At 67.7% G+C, this 19832-nt stretch carries 20 protein-coding genes; 9 read left to right on the top strand and 11 right to left on the bottom strand.

Annotated elements, in window-relative coordinates; translation table 11 throughout:
- Positions 1-511 (bottom strand): TetR/AcrR family transcriptional regulator (locus AB7E83_RS20545; protein ID WP_428572668.1); only part of this gene is annotated, 511 nt, incomplete at its 3' end.
- Between the two features lie 115 nt (positions 512-626).
- Here AB7E83_RS20545 and AB7E83_RS20550 point away from each other — a divergent pair.
- The 7 genes from AB7E83_RS20550 to AB7E83_RS20580 are packed head-to-tail and all read left to right on the top strand — an operon-like array spanning position 627 to position 8033.
- Positions 627-1046: a VOC family protein gene (locus AB7E83_RS20550; RefSeq protein ID WP_428572669.1), complete on the top strand. Its 420-nt coding sequence runs from the start codon at positions 627-629 to the stop codon at positions 1044-1046.
- A gap of 31 nt (positions 1047-1077) precedes the next feature.
- Positions 1078-2082: a D-2-hydroxyacid dehydrogenase family protein gene (locus AB7E83_RS20555; protein WP_428572670.1), complete on the top strand. Its 1005-nt coding sequence runs from the start codon at positions 1078-1080 to the stop codon at positions 2080-2082.
- 35 nt (positions 2083-2117) lie between these two features.
- Positions 2118-3107, top strand: a complete 990-nt coding sequence (locus tag AB7E83_RS20560; protein ID WP_428572671.1) for a Bug family tripartite tricarboxylate transporter substrate binding protein — start codon at positions 2118-2120, stop codon at positions 3105-3107.
- A 2-nt stretch (positions 3108-3109) separates the two neighbouring features.
- Positions 3110-3763, top strand: a complete 654-nt coding sequence (locus tag AB7E83_RS20565) for an RraA family protein (RefSeq protein WP_428572672.1) — start codon at positions 3110-3112, stop codon at positions 3761-3763.
- 20 nt (positions 3764-3783) lie between these two features.
- Positions 3784-4704 carry an HpcH/HpaI aldolase/citrate lyase family protein gene (locus tag AB7E83_RS20570; protein WP_428572673.1) on the top strand — a complete coding sequence of 307 codons (921 nt, stop codon included), beginning with the start codon at positions 3784-3786 and terminating at the stop codon, positions 4702-4704.
- A 3-nt stretch (positions 4705-4707) separates the two neighbouring features.
- The gene (locus AB7E83_RS20575; protein WP_428572674.1) at positions 4708-6825 is read left to right on the top strand and encodes an acetate--CoA ligase family protein; all 2118 of its coding nucleotides are present in this window, start codon (positions 4708-4710) and stop codon (positions 6823-6825) included.
- Positions 6822-8033 (top strand): FAD-dependent monooxygenase, encoded by a 1212-nt coding sequence (locus AB7E83_RS20580; RefSeq protein ID WP_428572675.1) that lies wholly within the window; start codon positions 6822-6824, stop codon positions 8031-8033. Before AB7E83_RS20575 ends, AB7E83_RS20580 begins: the two co-directional genes overlap by 4 nt.
- Here the strand turns inward: AB7E83_RS20580 and AB7E83_RS20585 are convergent.
- Complete coding sequence (locus AB7E83_RS20585; protein ID WP_428572676.1) at positions 7990-8688, bottom strand: class I SAM-dependent methyltransferase; 699 nt, start codon at positions 8686-8688, stop codon at positions 7990-7992. The genes AB7E83_RS20580 and AB7E83_RS20585 overlap by 44 nt on opposite strands.
- Positions 8689-8839: 151 nt before the next feature.
- On the opposite strand from AB7E83_RS20585, the gene AB7E83_RS20590 reads away from it, so the two are divergent.
- On the top strand, positions 8840-9691 hold the full coding sequence (locus AB7E83_RS20590) for an SAM-dependent methyltransferase (RefSeq protein ID WP_428572677.1): 852 nt from the start codon (positions 8840-8842) through the stop codon (positions 9689-9691).
- 1 nt (position 9692) lies between these two features.
- Here AB7E83_RS20590 and AB7E83_RS20595 read toward each other — a convergent pair whose 3' ends face one another.
- The 9 genes from AB7E83_RS20595 to AB7E83_RS20635 all read right to left on the bottom strand — a co-directional run bounded on the left by AB7E83_RS20595 (position 9693) and on the right by AB7E83_RS20635 (position 18813).
- Positions 9693-11426 carry a sensor histidine kinase gene (locus AB7E83_RS20595; protein ID WP_428572678.1) on the bottom strand — a complete coding sequence of 578 codons (1734 nt, stop codon included), beginning with the start codon at positions 11424-11426 and terminating at the stop codon, positions 9693-9695.
- 49 nt (positions 11427-11475) lie between these two features.
- A complete protein-coding gene (locus tag AB7E83_RS20600; protein ID WP_428572679.1) occupies positions 11476-12351 on the bottom strand; it encodes an isocitrate lyase/PEP mutase family protein in 876 nt (291 codons plus the stop codon).
- A 1-nt stretch (position 12352) separates the two neighbouring features.
- Positions 12353-13345 (bottom strand): Bug family tripartite tricarboxylate transporter substrate binding protein, encoded by a 993-nt coding sequence (locus AB7E83_RS20605; protein WP_428572680.1) that lies wholly within the window; start codon positions 13343-13345, stop codon positions 12353-12355.
- Positions 13346-13371: 26 nt separating this feature from the next.
- A complete protein-coding gene (locus AB7E83_RS20610; RefSeq protein ID WP_428572681.1) occupies positions 13372-13884 on the bottom strand; it encodes a hypothetical protein in 513 nt (170 codons plus the stop codon).
- A 14-nt stretch (positions 13885-13898) separates the two neighbouring features.
- Positions 13899-15140: a 3-isopropylmalate dehydratase large subunit gene (locus AB7E83_RS20615; protein WP_428572682.1), complete on the bottom strand. Its 1242-nt coding sequence runs from the start codon at positions 15138-15140 to the stop codon at positions 13899-13901.
- 154 nt (positions 15141-15294) lie between these two features.
- Positions 15295-17364 (bottom strand): DNA/RNA helicase domain-containing protein, encoded by a 2070-nt coding sequence (locus AB7E83_RS20620; RefSeq protein ID WP_428572683.1) that lies wholly within the window; start codon positions 17362-17364, stop codon positions 15295-15297.
- Between the two features lie 329 nt (positions 17365-17693).
- The gene (locus tag AB7E83_RS20625; RefSeq protein ID WP_428572684.1) at positions 17694-18041 is read right to left on the bottom strand and encodes a nucleotide pyrophosphohydrolase; all 348 of its coding nucleotides are present in this window, start codon (positions 18039-18041) and stop codon (positions 17694-17696) included.
- 203 nt (positions 18042-18244) lie between these two features.
- Positions 18245-18565 (bottom strand): type II toxin-antitoxin system RelE/ParE family toxin, encoded by a 321-nt coding sequence (locus AB7E83_RS20630; protein WP_428572685.1) that lies wholly within the window; start codon positions 18563-18565, stop codon positions 18245-18247.
- The gene (locus tag AB7E83_RS20635; protein WP_428572686.1) at positions 18562-18813 is read right to left on the bottom strand and encodes a type II toxin-antitoxin system ParD family antitoxin; all 252 of its coding nucleotides are present in this window, start codon (positions 18811-18813) and stop codon (positions 18562-18564) included. Before AB7E83_RS20635 ends, AB7E83_RS20630 begins: the two co-directional genes overlap by 4 nt.
- A 187-nt stretch (positions 18814-19000) precedes the next feature.
- On the opposite strand from AB7E83_RS20635, the gene AB7E83_RS20640 reads away from it, so the two are divergent.
- Positions 19001-19822 carry an outer membrane beta-barrel protein gene (locus AB7E83_RS20640; protein ID WP_428572687.1) on the top strand — a complete coding sequence of 274 codons (822 nt, stop codon included), beginning with the start codon at positions 19001-19003 and terminating at the stop codon, positions 19820-19822.
- The last annotated feature ends 10 nt before the right edge of the window (positions 19823-19832 follow it).

Genomic DNA, 19832 nt, shown 5'->3' on the forward strand with positions numbered 1-19832 from the left:
GAGGCCTCGACTCGCCGAGCAGTTCGTGCCGCAGCGCGCGCGCGATGCGGGGAAGAATCTCCGCGTTCAGCATCTCGGTGTATTTCGCGTTCAGGTGGTCGCTGCCCACAAGGCGAGCCCAGCTGGTCAGTCGCAGGAACTTCGGGTTCAGCAGCGCGCTCGTGTAGTCGACGTAGAAGCAGACCAGCCGCTCGCGCAGCGGAACGTCCCGGTCGTCCAGCTCCCGCAGCCAGCGCGCGTAGTAATTGGCCGAGGGAAAAGCGTGCTCGTACGCGTGCTGGATGAGGTCCTGCTTCGACGGGAAATAGCGGTACATCAGGGGCTGCGACACGCCCAGGGCACGCGCAAGGTCCGCCGTGCCGGCCTCGAATCCGTGCTCCGCGAAAAAGTCCGCCGCCGTCTCCACGATGTGGCGCTTGCGATCTTCCGGCGCCAGCCGCGTCTTCGGCGCGGGTGTCTTCGCCGCGGCGGCGCCTGCCTTGCGGGCCGGGGTGGAACGGGTGGCGCTCAATGAATCCTCTTCCTGCTGCCGAACGAATGAGTGGGAATGGTACCTCCAGGAGTCCCCCGTTGCGACGTCCAATTTATTGACCTATCATTAACGGATCAACCGCAAGGCCCCTGCGATGAAGCTTCGCCTCGACCACTACAACCTCCGCACCCCGAAGATGCAGGAGACGATCGACTTCTACACCGAGGTGCTCGGGCTGCGCGTGGGGCCGCGGCCGAGCACGCGTCCCGGCGCCTGGCTGTACGACCGCGCGGACATTCCGGTCGTGCATGTGAGCGGCGTCGACGCCACGAACCCGCAGGCCATGAAGGAGCTGGAGGCGCATCTCGGCGCGAAGGACGTGTCCACGCTCACAGGCGGCGGCGCGATCGACCACGTGGCGTTCGACGGCCCCGACTTCGACGGCGCGCTCGCGCATCTGCAGCGCCTGGGCATCGCCTACGTCGAGCGGGACGTCCCCCAGCTTTCGCTGAAGCAGCTGTTCGTCACCGACCCGAACGGCGTGACGGTCGAACTGAACTTCCGGCTCGCCTGAGCCGGAAAGCGCACGGCGCGAGGACGGCACCATGCTGCGCGTTGCGGTGATCAACGACTACATGCGCATCGTGCGCGAGGTCGCCGACTGGTCTCGCCTCGGGCGCGAGGCCGAAGTCACTTTCTTCCACGATCACCTGGACACCGAGGACGCGATCGCCGAGCGCCTCGCGCCCTTCGACATCGTCGTGTCGGAGCGCGAGCGCACGCATTTCACGGCCTCGCTGCTCGCGCGGCTGCCGAAGCTGAAACTGCTGTGCGTGACGGGCACGGACAACTGGGCCGTCGACTTCGACGCGACCCGCCGCCAGGGCATCACGGTGTGCAACACGGCGTCCGTGATGGCGGCGATGCCCGAACTCGCCTGGGGCCTGATCCTCGCCCTGACGCGAGGCATCGTGCGCGACGACCGCGCGATCAAGGCGGGCGGATGGCAGACGCGGCCGACCGTGCCCCTGCAGGGCAAGACGCTGGGCATCCTCGGGCTCGGCATCGCCGGCAAGCGCATGCTGGACATCGCGCACGCTTTCCGCATGAAGACGGTGGCATGGAGCCAGAACCTCACGAGCGAAGCGGCCGAGGCGGCGGGCACGCGCCGGGTGGCGCTTGATGAATTGCTCGCGAGCTCCGACGTCGTCACGATCCAGCTCGTGCTGAGCGACCGCACGCGCGGACTCCTGGGCGACCGGGAGCTTCGTCTCATGAAGCCCGGCGCATTTCTCGTGAATACCTCGCGCGGCCCCATCGTGCAGGAGCAGGCGCTCGTCGCCGCGCTGCAAGAGGGGCGCATCGGGGGCGCGGGCCTCGACGTGTTCGACGTGGAGCCCCTGCCGAAGCAACATCCCCTGCGCAGTCTGGACAACGTCGTCCTCACGCCGCACACCGGCTACATCACCGACGAGCAGTTCCGCGTGTTCTACGGCGAGTCGCTGGAGAACATCCTCGCGTACCTCGCGGGCTCGCCGATCCGCGTCATGACCGCCCCCTATTCGCTCGAAGCCAAGCAGCGCATGGCCGAGAGCGCGCCCCCGGCCTGAATCACGGCCACACCACAACGATGGAGACAAGGCACATGAACAGCATCGACATTTCGCGGCGACGCATCGTCACCGCGGCGGGCGGCCTGCTGGCCGCTTCGTTCGCGCATGCGCAGGGAGCGAATCCGGCCGGCTGGCCCACCAAGCCGATCCGTCTCGTCATTCCCTACGGCACGGGCGGGGCGACGGATGCGATCGGCCGCCTGCTCGCGACGAAGATGGCCGACGTGCTCGGCCAGCCGGTGGTCATCGACAACAGGCCGGGCGCCAACGGCGCCATCGGCACGGCCGAGGTCGCGCGGGCGCCGGCCGACGGCTACACGTTCGGCCTGGTCTCCAGCTCGCACGTGGTGAACCCGTTCGTGAACAAGGACATCGGCTACAACGTGCGCGCCGACTTCGCGCCGGTCACGACGCTCACGCGGCTGTCGAGCGTGCTCGTGGTGCATCCCTCGGTTCCCGCGCGCAACGTCCGCGAGCTCGTCGCGCTGGTCAAGCAGAACCCGGACAAGTATTTCTACGGCATCGCCGGCGGCCTGAGCAACGGCCACGTGATGATGGAGCGGTTCAAGCACGAAGCGGGGCTCAAGGTGACGCCGGTCGTGTTCAAGGGCGCCGGCCCCGCCGCCCTCGAACTCGTCGCGGGCCGCATCCAGATGATGATCGTCGCGCCGCCGGGGGTGAAGCAGTTCATCGAGGCCGGCAAGCTGAACGCGCTCGCCTCCACCGGCAGCCGCAATCCCGTGGGCTTCCCGAACCTGCCGAACATGGCGGACGAGGGCTTTTCGCAGCTCGAAAGCTACGAGTGGCTTGGCCTGATCACGCGCGCCGGCACGCCCCGGCCGATCGTCGACCGCGTCAACTCGGTCGTGGTCTCGGTGCTGAGGGACCCCGCCGTCACGAAGGTGCTCAACGGCCAGAGCCACGAAGTCGTCGCGGATTCGCCCGAAGCCATGGGGCAGTTCATCAATCGCGAACTCGACCGGTTCAGCGTGCTCGTGAAGACGCTCGACCTGAAGGACTGAGATTGAGCGAAGCGATCGATCCCGTCCTCGCCGAGCTGCGCGGATTCGACGGCTATACGCTGGGCGACTCCGCGCGGCGCGCGCAGACGGGGGGCGTGCTGCATGCCTTCAAGCCGCAGGGCCGCCGGACCACGTTCGTCGGCCGCGCACTCACGGCACGCATTCAATACGAGCCGCACAGGAGCATCCCGGTCAAGGAGTACGGCGGCGCGCAGCTGCGCGAGCACGCGAAGCCGGGCGACGTGATCGTGCTCGACGCGGGCGGCCTGATGCTCAGCGCGATGGGCGAGCTCGCATTCGCGCATCTCGTGCGGCGCGGCGCCGTCGGCGTGGTGCTCAACGGCTGCGTGCGCGATGTGGAGCAGCTCGAGACCCTCGACCTGGACCTGGCCGTCTTCGCCCTCGGCACCGCGATCTCCACCGTCGCGGGCAATGCGCGAATCATCGACGTGGGCAGCACCGTCTACCTCAACGGCATCCGCATCGACAGCGGCGACCTCGTGGCCGGCTGCAGGGGCGGCGTGATCGCGGCGCCGTGGAACGACCGCGAAGCGATTCTCGAACAGGCCCGGAGCATCGGCGAGAGCGACCGGCAGGTGCGCGACGGAATGGCGCGCGGCGAATCCATGCCCGAGCTCTGGAGCAAGCACAAGTGACAGCGAACGAAAGGAATGACTTGACTACGAATATCTCCGCCACCGGCGCCGCCGGGGTTGCGGGTCGTGCCCGCGGCCGGCGCCGCTCCTTCCTCATGGCGCCCGCCGACAACGCCGATCTGCTGCGCAAGCAGGCGTCGAGCGGGGCCGACGCCTGCATCATCTGCATCGAGGACGCCGTGCTGCCCGAGCGCAAGGCGGAAGGCCGCCGCATCGCCGCCGAGGCGCTCAACTCGCATGCCTACGGCGACAAGGAACGCTTCATCCGCATCAACGGACCCGACACCGAGTTCTGGCTGGACGATCTCGAGTACTTCACGAAGCACTCGCCGCCGACGGGCTTCATCATCACGAAGGTGAAGACGCCGGAGGACGTGCGCGTGGTGGCGCGCGTGCTGCAGACGCTGGAGATCCGCAACAACCTGCCGGTGGGCGGGATCCTGCTCTCCGCGTACATCGAGACCGCGGAGGCGATGCGCAACGTGTACGAGATCGCCGCCGCGCACCCGCGGATGGCAAACCTGCACTTCGGCGCGGAGGACTACACCCACAGCATCGGCGCCACCCGCACGCCGCAGCAGCTGGAGACCCTGTACGCGATGAGCCGCGTCGTCTCGGCGGCGCGCGCGTCGGGGCTGGAGCCGATCAACGTGATGCACATCGTCGTCCACGACATGGAAGGTCTGCGCGCGAGCAGCGAGTATTCCAAGCAGCTCGGGTTCACCGGCCGCACGTGCCCGACGCCGCGCCACATTCCCGTGCTGCACGAAGTCTTCAGCCCCAGCGCGGAGGAGGTCGCCTACGCGAAGGAGGTGGTCGCCGGCTATCGCGATGCGCAGAAGCGCGGTGCGGGCGTGTACATGGTGGGCGACGGGATGATCGACGGCCCGATGATCTGGAAAGCCATGCGCGTGCTGGACCGCGCGGACGTCGCGTACTGAGCGATGGACGAGGGGCCACTCGCGCGGCTCATGCGGCCGCGCTCCATCGCCGTCCTCGGCGCTTCCTCCGACCCGGCCAAGTTCTCGGGCCGGCCGCTCGCCTACCTGCGCGCCCTGGGGTACACGGGGCGCGTCTACCCGGTGAATCCGCAGGCCGAGGAGATCGCAGGCTACCGGTGCTATCGCTCGCCGGGCGACATTCCCGAGCCGGTGGACGCGGCGGTGATCGCGCGTCCCGCGGCGCATGTCATCGCGGAGCTGGAGCAATGCCTTGCCTGCGGCATCCGCGCCTTTGTCGTGTTCAGCGGCGGATTCGCCGAAGCCGGTGCGGAGGGCGCCGCGCTGCAGCAGCGCATGGTCGACCTGTGCCGCGAAGCCGGCGCGGTGATGTGCGGACCCAACGGCACCGGGGTCTTCGACGTGCGCAGCGGCGCGGCGATGAGCTTCATGTCGAACCTCGACCAGGAGAAGGCGGGCGGGGGCACCGTGGCACTCGTCTCCGGCAGCGGGTCCATCGCGGCCATGCTCTACCAAGGGTGCAGCCGCGTGATCTGCTCGGTGGCGTCGATCGGCAACGAAGCGGTGACGACGGCGGCCGAATTCATCGGGCATGCGATCGAGCAGCCCGACACGAGCGCCGTGATCGCGTTCGTCGAGGCCATTCGCGATCCGGCGCGCACGATCGAGGCGCTGCGGCGTGCGAACGAACTCGGCAAGCCCGTCGCGATCCTGAAAGGCGGGCGCACCGCGCGCTCCGCGGAAGTCGCCGCCACGCACACGGGCGCCCTGGTCGACGACGACATGGCGCTGCAGGCGATGCTCGCGCATCACAACGCGATTCGCGCCGATTCGATCGAGGAGCTGAAGGTGCTCGCGGCGCTGATGCATGCGACGGCGACGCGGACGTTCGGTCCCGGCGTCGGCGTCCTCACGCCTTCGGGCGGCACCGCCGTCCTGATCGTGGACGAACTCGTTCGACATGGACTCGACCTGCCGGAGATCGGGCAGGCGACGAAAGACGCGCTGCAGGCGCTGATCCCGCAGTCGAGCCCCGGCAACCCGATGGACATCACGGGCTTCGGCGCGTCGTCGCAGGAGATCTTCAGCACGGCCATCGGCACCATGCTCGCGGACGCCGCCGTGGAGGTGCTGGTGGTTCCCATGGGCGGCGCCGTCGGCGCGATGGGCGCGCGACGTGCCGCGGCCATCATCGACGCCGCGCGGAAAACGAGGAAGCTGCTCATCCCGATCTGGCAGGGCACGACGCGCGCGCAGGAAGGCTACGACGCCCTGCTCGACGCCGGCCTGCCCGTGATGACGGATTACGCGCTGCTGGTGCAGGCACTCGGCAAGCGGGTGGCGCACGGGCAGCGCGCCGGCAAGCGACTCGCTGCCGCCGAAGACGCCTTGCCGGCCGCGGCGCACGCATCGATCGATGCTGCCTTGGACAGCGGCGCGACGACGCTCAGCGAACCGGACACGAAGGCGATTCTTGCCGCTGCGGGCATCGAGATTCCCGCCGCCCGCCTGCTGCCCGCGGGTGAATCGATTCCGGCGGATCTCGGCGTTGCGTTTCCCGCGGTACTGAAAGTCGCGAGTCGCGACATCCTGCACAAGGCCGCGGTCGGCGGCGTCGCGATGGTCTTCGATCCGTCGCGCTTGCGCGGGGCCGTGGACCGGATGGCGGAGGACGTCGCGGAGCGCGCCGCCGGCGCCCGCGTCGACGGTTATCTCGTCGAGGAGATGATCGCCGGAGGGCTCGAGCTGCTGGTGGGCATCAAGCGCGACGCGCGCTACGGGACGCTGCTGACGCTGGGCTTCGGCGGCGCGTGGACGAACTCCTTGCGAGGCGCGGTCACCGCGCTGCTGCCGCTCGACGGGAATGGCGCACGCGAGCTGGTTCGCCGCTTCTTCCTGAACCTCGAGGACGAGGCCGTCGAAGATGCGGTTCGCATCTTCGTCTCGCGCCTCGCCGCCGTCGCGCAGGCGCTGGGCGACCGGCTCGACGTTCTCGAAGTCAATCCGGTGAAGCTGCTCGCAGGCACGCCGCCGAGGCTCGTGGCCCTGGACGGCGTGCTCACCCTGCGCGCGGCGGCGGGCGTGGAGGGCGTACGCACATGACCACTGAACACACGAACGCGGGCGTTGCCGCGCAGACGCCCCTGCGGGTGGCCATCATCGGCGGCTCGCTCGGCGGACTCATGGCCGCGCTGGCGCTGCGGCGCGCGGGCTTCGATGTCCACGTCTACGAGCGCAGCAGGACGACGCTCCAGGACCGGGGCGCGGGCTTGCGCGTGCAGCAGGATCTGCGCAACCGGCTGCTGGGCGTCGACATCGATGTCGATGCCAGCACGAACACGCGCTCGTCGGACCGGTTCCGTTTCGTCGGCGCAGACAACCGGATCGTCTACGAAGAGCGCACGCAGATCACGTACAGCTCGTGGATGCGCCTGTACGACATGCTGCTGGGCGCGGTGGAGCGGGAGCGCTACCACCTCGACGCGAACGTCGCGCGCCTGGAGCCGATCGACGGCGGCACGCGCGTGCATTTCTCCGATGGCGCGCCGGTGGACGTGGACCTGGTGGTCGCCGCGGACGGCCAGTCCTCGGGCGTTCGCGAATGGCTTGTGCCGGGTTCGGGGCCGCGCTATGCCGGCTACGTGTGCTGGCGCGGCGTCGTACAGGAAGGCGAGCTTTCGCGCGAGGCGCGCGAGATGCTCGACGGCGATGGCCTGTACATCCTGCCGGAAGGCAGTCACATGAGCATCTACCCGATCCCCCAGAAGTCGGGCGGCATCGCGTATGCGATCGTGTGGTATCGGCCCGTGAGCGAGCCGGAGCTGCCGCAGCTGCTCGTGGACAAGGACGGCAAGCAGCGCGACTGGTCGGTGCCGGCCGGGTGGTTGAGCCCGCGTGTCACGGAGATGCTGCATTCGTACGCCCGCGACGAACTCCCCGCCGTTGCACGGGAGGTGGTCCTGCGGACTGCGCAGCCCTTCATCCAGGTCATCGTGGACGTCGAGACGCCCCGCATGGTGCGCGGCCGCGTGTGCGTCATCGGCGATGCGGCCTTCAGCGGACGGCCGCATCTCGGCGCGGGCACGGCGAAGGCGGCCGACGATGCGTGGACGCTCGCGGAGGCGCTGTCGAACATCGGGCGCGGGGAAGTCGACGCGGCGCTCGCACGGTGGGAAGAAGCGCGGCTGGCGCTCGGCCGCCGCTACATCGCGCTCAACCGGGAACTGGGCAACGCACTCGTCGCGGGCCGCGTACCGCCGGAGCGCTTCACCTCGCGGCCGTCGTGGGAGATGCTGCTGGAGAATCGGTAAAGGGCGCTTCCCGGCTGCAAGCGTATTCCAGCGCCCAGAAGTAGCGCCAGCGGCGATAGACGACGTCGGTCGCGATGCCCGCCACCATCTCGCGCAAGTCGTGTTCCGAAGGAAAGTTCTTCAGCACGCGATGGACCGAGCCGTCGTCGAGTTTGCGCGCCTGGTACGTGTTGCCTTGCGCGTCCTCCTCCGAAATCGGCGTGCTGCTGCCCTCCACGTAGAGGTTGTCGAGGAGCACCACCTTCGCCCCCGGCGCGAGCGTGCGGTGCAGCCCTTCGAGGAATTCGCCGAGCCTCGCCTTGGGTACATGCGACAACCAGAACCCCGCGAACGCGGACTCGAACGGCGCCGTACCTTCGGGCGGCCGATACGCATCGCCGATGACGAACGACACGTGCGGCGCCGTCACGCGCGACCGCGCAATGGCCAGCACCTCATGCGACGCGTCGAGGGCAAGGACGCTGCCAGAGTCCGGCGCGATGAACTGCGTCCAATACCCCGTGCCGCACGCAATTTCGATCACGGACTTTCCGGCGAACGCCTGCGCGAGCCATCGCTCGACGGCCCGAAGGTCGTCCTGCCGTTCCGGCTTCGCATAGATGCGGTCGTACTCCGACGCGCGCGCGGCGTAATAGTCCTCGAGTTCCACGGTCATCGTCGCATCCTCCATTGGGGGCCACGATGCGGACCCTAACATGCGCGGCGGTACAGGGGTTGCCCCAGATTCACGCCGCGGTGCCGCTCGCGTATGCTGCGATCCGTCCTCGTCCCGCCCTCGTTTCCACCCCCGCACATAAAGGTCCGCAATGCGCTTTCTTCCGTTCGCGATCGCCCTGGCCCTCACCGCCTGCGCCACGGTCGAACCCCCGCCGCCGCCCGCCGCCCCGCAGCACGGCGATGCGCAATACCAGCCGACGGTCGGCCAATCCGGCAAGGACGTGGTCTGGGTGCCTACGAGCGACGCGATGGCCGAATCGATGCTCAGGATGGCGGACGTGAAGCCGACCGATCTCGTGTTCGACCTGGGCGCGGGCGACGGCAAGATCGCCATCGCCGCGGCGAAGAAGTTCGGCGCCAACGCGGTCGGCATCGAATACAACAAGGAGATGGCGGACCTCGCCGCGCGCAACGTCGTGCGCGCCGGCGTCGGCGACAAGGTCCGCATCATCCACGGCGACATCTTCATCGAGGACTTCTCGAATGCGACGGTCCTCACGATGTATCTCCTGCCGCACCTGAACCTGAAGCTGCGCCCCACCATCCTGAAGATGCGGCCGGGCACGCGGGTCGTCACGAACTCGTTCAACATGGGCGACTGGGAGCCCGATGCGTTCATCGGCACCACCTATCCCAGCGGGTTCTACTATGTCGTTCCCGCCGATGCGGCCGGCAAGTGGAACGTGAGCGGCATCGACGGCGCCACGTCGGCGACCCTCAATCTCGTCCAGCGCTACCAGCGAGTGGGCGGCACGCTGACGATCGACGGCAAGGAGCAGATCATCCTCGGCCCCACCCTGACCGGCGACCGCCTGAAGTTCAGCTTCCTCGACCCGAAGGGCCAGTCCCGAGCGGCCGAAGTCACCGTGAAGGGCAATTCGTTCGCGGGCAAGGTGATGGAGAATTCGCCGCTCTACGACATCGCGGGAACGCGCAACTGAGTCAGTCCGCGGCGCGCGGCAGGGTGAAGAACACGGAGGTTCCCGCCTGCGGGCTCGATTCGAGCCACACCCGGCCGCCATGCTTCGCCACGATCCGCTCCACGGTCGCGAGCCCGACGCCCGTGCCCGGAAATTCGCTGGCGGAGTGCATGCGCTGAAACGGCTTGAACAGCTTCGCGACCGACGACGCATCGAAGCCCTCGCCGTTGTCGCGCACGCAGATCGTCGTTTCGCCGGAGTCCTCGTTCGACTGGCCGGTGACCGAGATCTCGGCCGTCTCCCGTCGCGAGGTGAACTTCCAGGCGTTCCCGAGCAGGTTCTCCATGACCTGCCGCATGAGCACCCGGTCCGCCATCACGCGAAGGTCGCCCTCGATCGTCGTGAGGACGATGCGCGCGCCGGGGTCGCGTTCGCGCAGCGCGTAGAGGACATCGGAGGCGATCGCCTGCAGGTCGACCGCGGCCAGCGACAGCGGCGCCCGCGATATCTTGCCGAGCGCCAGCAGGGACTCGGTCAGATCGTCCATCTGCGACGCATTGGCGATGATCCGCTGCAGGTAGTGAATCGACTTCTCGTTGCCGCTGGCGGCCACGGTTGCCTTCAGTACATCGGCGAAGCCCTTGATCGCGCCGATGGGCGCACGCACGTCATGGGCCACGGAATAGGTGAATGTCTCGAGGTCGCCGTACGCACGCTCCAACTGCGCGGTGCGGGCCGCCACCTCGCCCTCGAGGCGCTCGTTCATCTGCTCCAGCTGCTTCTGCGCGTCGCCCAGCGCCGTGCCGACGTCGACGATGCGCGCCTGCAGCCGAAGGACGATGAAGGCGAAGAGCGGCAGCAGCAGCGTGGCCACGCCGTTGCCGAGGGCCATGTAGAGGGAGCGCCTTCGAGGCGTGTCGAGCGTCGCACCGAGGTCGGTGGCGATCAGGACGTAGAGCGTGCTGGGCTCCGCGCGGCGCGCCGTCATGATCTTCGGCCGGCCCTCGATGGCATGGAACTGTCCGGGCTGCCCTCGCGAAAGAACCGTGGGGAGCAATGCTGCCTCGGGCGCTCGTTGATCGCTCGTGAATTTGCTGCTGTGCCACCGCGCGCGAAGGCCGCCGTCGGGGGCCAGGACGAGCACCGTGGTCTCGTCGGGAACCTTGTACCCCTGCAGAAGGCCGAGGAGGCGCGGGAGCTCGATGAGCAGCACCAGCACCCCTTCGGAGCGCGCAGCGCCCGCGGGGACGTACGTGAGCAGGGGAACGTGCGTGCCATTCCGTGTGGCGATGGGCGCCGCCGCATGCGCCCGGGCGCCCGGCGGCGCCGACGCGAGCCAGGCGGCACAGTGGGAGGTGGAGTCTGCGTCCGCGGGCCGGCTGCTCGCTGCGTACCGGTCGGCGCCGCAATACAGGAGTTCGCTGAACAATTCGTTGGCCGCCGCACGCTCGACGAGGGTCGCGGTGAAGTCGGCTTCCGTGTCGCGTGCCCGCGCCAGGTACTGGGCCAGCGCCGTGGAGTTGCTCAGGGACCGCGCCAGATAGTGGCTGACGACCAGGATGAGATTGCTCTGGCGGCGCGTGGCCGCCTCGATCGCTTCCTCCCGCTCGTGCTGCGTGAAGACGAACCAGACCGACCAGGCGAGGACGAGGATGAGAGCCGTGCCCGCGACCAGGATGCGACGCGACCACCGGGCCGAACCCACCAGCTTGTCGACGAGCGACAGGCGTTGCGTTCTCGATGTGTCGTGCCCCATCCCCAAGGCTTATACACCGCCCCGGCAGCGCGCGAGGGCCCTCGCGCGCTCAGGACGCGCCGTACTTTCCCTCGAACTTCGCGATGTCGTCCATCCCCATCAACTTCCAGAAATCCGCGAAAGGCAGCATCCGCTCCTTGTAGCTCTCCAGGTTCGCGCCCTGCTTCAGGCCGCGCAGCAGCTCCTGCGTCACGTGCGCGTACATGTACATGGGCGAGCCCGCGAAAAGCGCGATCTTGAAGCCGAGCGCCTCCATCTCGGGTGCCGAGAGGAAGGGCGTCTTGCCGCTGATCGCCATGTTGTAGAGCAGGGGCTTGCCGAACGACTTGCCGAGCGTGCGCAACTGCTCCATCGTGCGGGGCGCCTCGACGAAGAGGACATCGGCCCCGGCTTCCTCGTAGCGATGCGCGCGCTCCAGCGCATCCTCGAAGCCGGTCACGGCAATGGCGTCGGTGCGCGCGATCACCACCAGGTCGGCGTCGCGCCGCGTGTCCACCGCCACCTTGATCTTCTGCACCATCTCGTCGGCGGACACGATCTGCTTGCCCTCGTAGTGCCCGCACTTCTTGGGAAACACCTGGTCTTCGATCTGGATGCCGGCAACGCCCGCGCGCTCGAACAGTTCGACCGTGCGCATCATGTTCAGCACGTTGCCGTAGCCGGTGTCCGCATCGGTGATCAAGGGGATGTCCACGCAGCCCGCCATGCGCGCGGCGTTGTCCGCCATCTCGCTCACGGTGATCAGGCCCACGTCGGGCCGTCCGGTGCGCGCCGCCGCGGTGCCCGCGCCGGTCATGTAGAAGGCCTCGAAGCCTTCGGAGGCGATGAGGCGCGAGCCGATGCAGTCGTACGTGCCCGGCAGGGTCAGGATGCCGGGGCGCGCGAGGAGTTCGCGCAGCCGCGCCGGCATGGTGGTCTTCGGCATTTCAATCGACTTTCATGTTGGAGGCTTTCACCACGCCGGCCCAGCGGTCCATGTCCTTGCGCAGCAAGGCCGCCAGTTGCTCGGGCGTGCCGCCGGCGGCCTCGGAGCCCTGGCCCACCAGCTTGTCGCGCACCTCGGGGTCCTTCAGCACGTCGTTGAGCGCGGCGTTGATCTGCGCGACGATGCGCCGGGGCGTCTGGGCCGGCGCGAAGAGGCCGTACCAGAAGTCCGTGACGAAATCCGGCAGGCCCGACTCGGACGCGATCGGCACGTCCGGGAGCGCGGCCGAACGGCGCGTCGCGCCGAGCGACAGCGCGCGCAGCTTGCCGGCCTTCACCTGTCCCAGCACCGAAGAGATGCCGGTGAACATGTAGCCGACTTCGCCGGCCATCACCGCCGTGACGCCGGGCGCGCTGCCCTTGTACGGAACGTGCATCACGTCCGCGCCCGTCATCAACCGGAACAACTCGCCCGCGAGGTGCGGCGTGCTGCCGCTGCCGGCCGAAGCGTAGGCGACGCCGGGCTTGCCCTTCACGTAGGTGACGAGTTCGCCGATGGTCTTCGCGGGGATGGACGGATGCGCCACGAGCAGCAGCGGCGAATACGCGAGGATCGCCACCGGCTCGAAGCTCCTGACCGGGTCGTAGGGCAGCTTGCGGTACAGGCTCGGGTTCACGGCCATCGCGCCGGCCGTGCCCACCAGCAGCGTGTGGCCATCGGGCGGCGCGTTCATCGCGATCTCGGTGCCGAGGATGCCGGCCGCGCCGGTGCGGTTGTCGATCACGACGTTCTGCCCGAGGCGCTTGGCCAACGGGTCGCCGAGCATGCGGCTCACCGCGTCGGCGGTGCCCCCGGCCGCGGCGGGAAGGATGAGGCGAATCGTCTTGGTGGGAAACGCGTCGCCTTGCGCGAAGACGCTCGGCAGGGCCACCGACGCGACCGCCGCGGCGCCGAGCCTGAAGACATCGCGCCGGCGGGCGGCGCGCGGGAGCATTGGAGTCCGGGGTGATGTCATGGTGTTCACGCGGTGAGTGGGTTGGCGGGTTCCAGCAAGCCGCGGGCATCCATCAGCGGATAGATGCCTCCGGCGTTCATGATGTCCAGCAGCATCTGCGGAAAGCGCCGCCCTTGCAGCACGACGCCGGTGCGCGCGTTCGTCACGGTGAAGTTGCCGAAGTCGACTTCGGCGACGTCGCCCTCATCGAATGCGGCGGCGACGCCGGGGCACTCCATCGAGTGCAGCCCGTAGTTCACGCTGTTGCGGAAGAAGAGGCCGTTGATCGAATCGGCCACCATGCACGAGATGCCGCACACCTTGAGCGAGCGGGAGCCGGGCCGTCCCGAGCCCGTGCCGAAGTTGGAGCCCGCGATGAGAATGTCGCCCTGCTGCACCTGGTCCACCCAGCCCGGGCGGTTGGCCGAGAAGGTGTAGCGCGGCTGCTCGTCGAAGGGCTTCATCATCGCGTGACCGGGCAGGATCAGGTCGGTGTTGATGTTGTCGCCGAACTTCCAGGTCTTTGCCTTGAATCGCATCGGTGTGTCCCTCCTTACAGCAGTTCGCGCGGGTCGGTGATGGTGCCGCGCAGCGCGCTCGCGGCCACGGTGGCGGGCGAGGCGAGATAGATCGCCGCCTCGGCACTGCCCATGCGTCCCTTGTAGTTGCGCGTACTGGCGGTGATGCATACCTCGCCGGGCGCGAGCACGCCGTTGCTGCCGCCCCAGCAGGCGCCGCAGGACGAGGCCGTCACCACCGCACCCGCGGTCATCAGCGTCTCGACGTAGCCGAGCTTCACGGCCTCGAGGAACACCGATTGCGAACCCGGCGTGACGATCAGGCGCGTGCCGCGCGCGACCTGCTTGCCCTTCAGGATGCGCGCCGCAATCTCGAAATCGTCCAGCGTGCCGTTCGCGCACGAACCGATGAAGGCCTGGTCGACCCGGATGCCGTCGGCCTCGCGCACGGGCCGGGAGTTGCGCACGATGGTGTCGGGGTACGCCACGAGCGGCTCGATGGCGCTCAGGTCCACCGTGCGGCGCGCGGCGTAGTTCGCATCGGCATCCGCGAACTGGGGCTCGAAATTCGCGCCGGGATTGCGCTCGCGCACGTGGTCCACGCATCGATCGTCGGCCTCGAACACCGCGAACTCCGCGCTGATCTCGGCGCACATCGTAGCCAGCGTGCGGCGCGCATTCATGCTCATCGTGCGCACGCCGGGGCCCGCGAACTCCACGTTCTGCATTGCGTGGTCGCCGTATGCATTCGCGATCTGCAGGATGACGTCCTTGCCGTTGAGCAGCGGCGAGAGTTCGCCCTCGAGCTCGTAGCGCACCGTCTCGACGACCGGGAACCACGTTTGCCCCGTCGCGAGGATGTAGGTCATCTCCGGATGGCCGACCCCGCGCGCGGCGCAGTTGAAGGCGCCTGCGCTGCAGGTGTGCGAGTCCACGCAGGCGAGCACGGTCCCCGGCAGCGCGAGGCCTTGATCGGCGACGAGCTGGTGCGCGATGCCCTGGCCGGAGCCGACGTCGTGGAAGCGCTTGATGCCCTGCTTGTCCGCGAAGCGCCGCGCCGCGCGGTGCATGCTCGCGCGCATCACCGTGTCGGCCGGCGCGATGTGGTCGAGCATGATGGTGACCTTGTCCGGGTCCCACACCTTCTTCGGTTCCCTCATGCGGTTGTGCATGAAGTTGTTGTCGATCACCACGCACGTCTCGACATCGACGGTCACCACGTCGCCGGGCGCGACGGATGCCTGATGACCGGACCGGGCGAGGATCTTCTCGACCATCGTCATTCCCATGGGGCTTGTACTCCTAGGTCGTCCCGGCGCGGCGGGACGCGCAGAGGAGCGTGTCAGATTCGCGGGCGGAGGCGTCGGAGGGGAAACCCGGCTTCTTCAGGACTTTCGAACATTGGAGGCGCGCTGTCGGGGCACAGGGCCGTCAGGCGAGGACGACCACCAGCTCTGCCACGACCGCGAAGTCGCCCTCATCCGTCAGCTCGATCGGCAGATACCTTGGATCGCTGGAGAGTGGCGACAGCACGATCTTCGAATGCACCCACCCATCGCCTTCCACGCGCTTCTCGCTCGAGTACATCTTCACCGTGTAGCTTCCGCCCGTGTCCGGGTCGTCGATGGATCGATGCTGTGCGAGCACGATCTTCCCCTGCCTCGAGCCGGTCGGCTGCGCCCGGAATACGCACCACGCCCCGTTCGGAATCCGCTTGTTCATCGACTCGCCGACCACTTGCGCGAGGAACATTCCCGGCGCGATTCGAATGTCTTCCGGCGTCGCCCAATCCACGTCGTCGAGGCTTTGGGTCGAACCGGGGGAAAAAGCTCCGGCCGCGATCTTCAGTGGCAGGACCGGGATTGCGTCGACATACGGAGTGACATCCCGGCGCTTGCGGCGCCGGAATGGAATGATGTTCTCCGCAGGCGCGTCAGGCGCCGCCGAGGCCTCGGGGACATGACCGATGGAGGAGCGGAAGTATTCACGCGTCTGCGCATCGGTGAAGTAGACGTAGCAGCCCTTCATGCCTCGCGTCATCAGCGTGCGGTACGTGTTCTTGATGATTGCTGCGGCGACGCCCGCGGCCCGGGCCGGATCGGCCTTGGCGATGTTTCGAAGTCCGCTCAGCGACTTGTCCGTCGTCGCTCGCGCGGAGGGATTCGTGACGACCTTCCCATCGCGCACCACGAAATCGTCTCCCACGATCACGCCGATGTAGTCGACTTCCAGGCCTTGGGCGGTGTGGATGCAGCCGATCTCGGAGATCGAACCCGGGGAAATCATCCAGAGTCCCCCGTCCTGCGAAAGATTCCAGCGTGCACGAAATCCGTGCTCCGGCATCACGATGTCGTGCGCGCCGGGAGATCTCTTGCTGACCCACTTCCAGCAATAGCCGGCCACCATGCGAGCGCGGTTGCGCTCGGCATTGGCTGCCACGATCATTTCGCGCAGTTCGGTCGGCGTGTCGACGACGCGGAAGTCGAACTCGCCTGGCGCAAGCCGCGTGTTGGCGGTGTCGCGTACCTGCAGCGTATTGTCGAGCCAGGCCAGGTAGCCGTCCGATCCGTTGCAACGGAACTGCGACGCGAGCGGCATCTCGCTCACCTCCGCGCCGAAATGCCGCGCCCATTTCCGGATCGTCACCTTGTCACCGATGTCGCGCAGGGTCACGCGCTGCGATTCGTCGATGAAGAAGACCGAGAGCCGCGCTGCGCTGATGATCTCTTTGACCTGGTTTTCACCGAGGTTCGCATAAAGGCCCGACTTCTCGTTGAGCCGATGGGCCTCGTCGACAATGAGCGCGTCGAACGCATCCGGCTCGGAGTCGGTGAATCCGCCCGATCCGCTGAACAGCCACGAGATGCGGCTGCGGCGCATGTGGCCCGTCAATTTCGCTTCGTACACCGCGCGCGGCGCAGCGTTCTTCGTGACGTACTTGGCCGTCATGCCGGCCTCGGTCAGTCCCACCAGCAGGTTCACGGCAACCACCGACTTTCCGGTCCCTGGCCCGCCCTCGACGATGAGCACGCGCTTCGTCGACGTTTCGCGCGCTCTCGCCGCTTCGCGCATGGCTCGCTCATAGACCAACTTCTGATCGTCCACGAGCACGAATTCCCGGTTGCCTTTCAGCAGGGCAGCGAGCGCGTCCGCCAAGCTTCTGGACGGCCTGATGCGGCCGCCCTCGATGCGGTAGAGCGCTTGACCCTTGTCGCCGGTCCTGACGTGCTTCGAGATGAAATCCCGCAGCCGCTGGCGTTGATCGTCGCCCTTCAGGAAAACCGGCGCGCGCTCCAGATGATCCGCATAGAACGGATCGACGATGTCGCCGCCGGGCGGCGGGTGATTGTGCAGGTACGCACACGGCCGCAGTTCGATGGGCTCGTTGTAGATGGCTTCGTTGAAGCCCTCGAGGAGCGCCGAATAGGACCAAGCCTGGTACGAAGGGTGGCTGACGTCCGCTTCGCCGCGCAGGAAGCGCGCGCGCACCACGCCGTCCATGTCGGTCTTGCGAACGGACTCCCACTGCTTCAATTCGACGATGACGACACAGGCGCTGCTGACTGCGTTGCGTCCGGTCAGGAGAAAGTCGATGCGTTTGGAGGTCTGCGGGATGCCGTACTCGATGCCGACGCCGCAATCGTCGGGAATGGCGGGATCGTCCAGTACCTTTCCCATGTAAGCGAGGGAGTTCGCCCAGGAACGCACTTCCTCCCGCCCCACCTTGCGCCCGGTGCGGCGCGAAAACGATTCGCTCACGACTTCCTCGATGTCGTGCCGCTGGACGTGCTCCAGGAATTTGCCTTTCTCTTCCTGGTAGATGATCACCGCTACAGCTCCGTGTACTTCCTGCTCGTGCCCTTGGCCTTGTCCGCAGGGTATTTCCGATCGTTCACCGCGATCTTGTCGGTCAGGGCCTGCGCGAGGTCGATGCCCTGGTCATGGGCGATCAGAAGGAGCCAGTTGAAGATGTCGGCGAGTTCGTCGGCGACATCCTGCCGGCGTGCGACTGCGGTCGCGTCGATCTCATCGCCGTTCTTCCACTGGAAGATCTCGAGGAGTTCGCCGGCTTCGAGCACGAGCGACAGAGCGCAGTCCTTCGGGTTGTGGAATTGCTTCCATTCGCGCGCGTCGCGAAAGGCGACGACCTTGGCTGTCAGGTCCTGAAGAGAAGACACGGCGTTATCTGTCCTTCGTCAGCACGCCGCCGACCGGGCTGCCCGAGCGCGGGAGAAACCAGGCGCCCTGAGAATATGGCAGGGCTGCCGCAACGATCAGTCTGCTCACGCAAATCTCCTTGAGAACGCCAACGATGCAGTCGTTCGAATCATGGCACAGGCTATCGCGGAGGCCGGTCGAGGTGTCGACGCGGATCGATCTCTCAGTCCGAACCCTCTTCCAGAATCCCGACAATGTCCTGGCGGTCCCCGAGAAGTCTGACGACGTCGAGGTGATCCTGGCGTTCGAAGTAGAACCATTGAAGCGGGAAACCCGGAACACGCCGCGCACGCAACGACGGGATTTCGCATATCAGACCCAGGCGGGGCGAGCCCGACTTCGGTTGTCTCTGGACGAGTTCCAGCGCCTGGAGCGCCGTATCGAACGCCCGCTGAGCCAGCGGGCGGCCCGAGACCTTCGTGTAATAGCTCGCCATCTCCACCAGGTCGAGCTCGGCGCGTGGCCGCAGGCGCGCGGGCTTCAATGGCCCGCGCCGAACGCGCGTTTCCTGAGTTCGGCGGCGACCTTGGGCGTCAACTGGCGCGAGGGCCCGGACTGGAGCCCCTCTTCGATCAAGGCGCGCAGGCGCCGCTTCGCCTGCTCCTGCTGGTCGCGCCGGATCAACTCGCGGATGTACTCGCTCGTGTTGCCATATTCGCCCGACTGCACGCGACTGTCGACATAGTCGCGCATCGGTTCCGGAAGCGCGAAGCTCATGGTGCTCTTGCTCATGCCGGATGATCCCCGAAGTTATGAATAGTTGTCAAACCGGCGCGCCCTTTCCACACTTCCGCGCGCCGCGTCTGTACACGGAAGTAAAAGTCCAAGGCTCAGTTGTATTTGCGCCAGAGCGCCCCACGGGTTTTCCCGCACTCCGCATACTCGGAGCGGTCAACCTTCAGGGAGCTACGTTTTGAGATTGCACACACTCACCGCCGCGAGCCTCGCGCTGCTCGGCACCACCATGGGCGGCCTCGCGCTGGCCGACGCACCGCCGGGCTGGTATATCGGCGGCAGCATCGGCGCCACGCAGTCCGATTTCGATCACGCGCCGATGTACACCGTGCCCCCCGGCGCCGTGACCAGCGTGCGCGACGATGACCGCGATACGGGCGGCAAGCTCTTCGGCGGCTATCAGGTGAACCGCAACTTCGCGGTGGAGGCCGGCTATTTCGACCTCGGCCGCTACGACTACGGCTACACCGCCGGCCCCGTGCCGCTCGGCGCCTTCAGCGGCAGCACGCGCTTCCGCGGCCTGAACCTCGACCTGGTCGGCATGATGCCGCTGTCGGAGCGCTTCACGGTCTTGGGCCGCGTGGGCCTCATCCATACGCGCGCCAACTCCTCGTTCGCGAGCACCGGCACCGTGCCGGCGTTCGGCGGCTCGCGCCGCGACAACGACCTCGGCGTGAAGGTCGGCCTCGGCGTGGAATACGCGATCACGCAGGCGCTGTCGATTCGCGGCGAACTCGAGCGTTATCGCGTGAGCGATCCGGTGCGCCGCCGCGGCGACATCGACATGGCCTCGGTCGGCCTGGTCTACCGATTCGGCGCGCCCCCGCCGCAGCCGATCCGCGTGGTGTCGCCCCCGCCGCCGCCCCCGCCGCCGCCGCCTCCCGCTCCCATCGTGCGGCCGGCGCCCCCGCCGCCGCCGCCGATGGTGATGCCGCCGCCTCCTCCGCCGCCCCCGCCGCCGGCGCCGGTCCCGGCTCCGCTGCCCCCCCGGCCCGCGCGCAACTGACGCGATCCGG

Origin of the sequence: Ramlibacter sp., assembly GCF_050250995.1 — a bacterium.
Lineage (GTDB): Bacteria > Pseudomonadota > Gammaproteobacteria > Burkholderiales > Burkholderiaceae_C > Ramlibacter.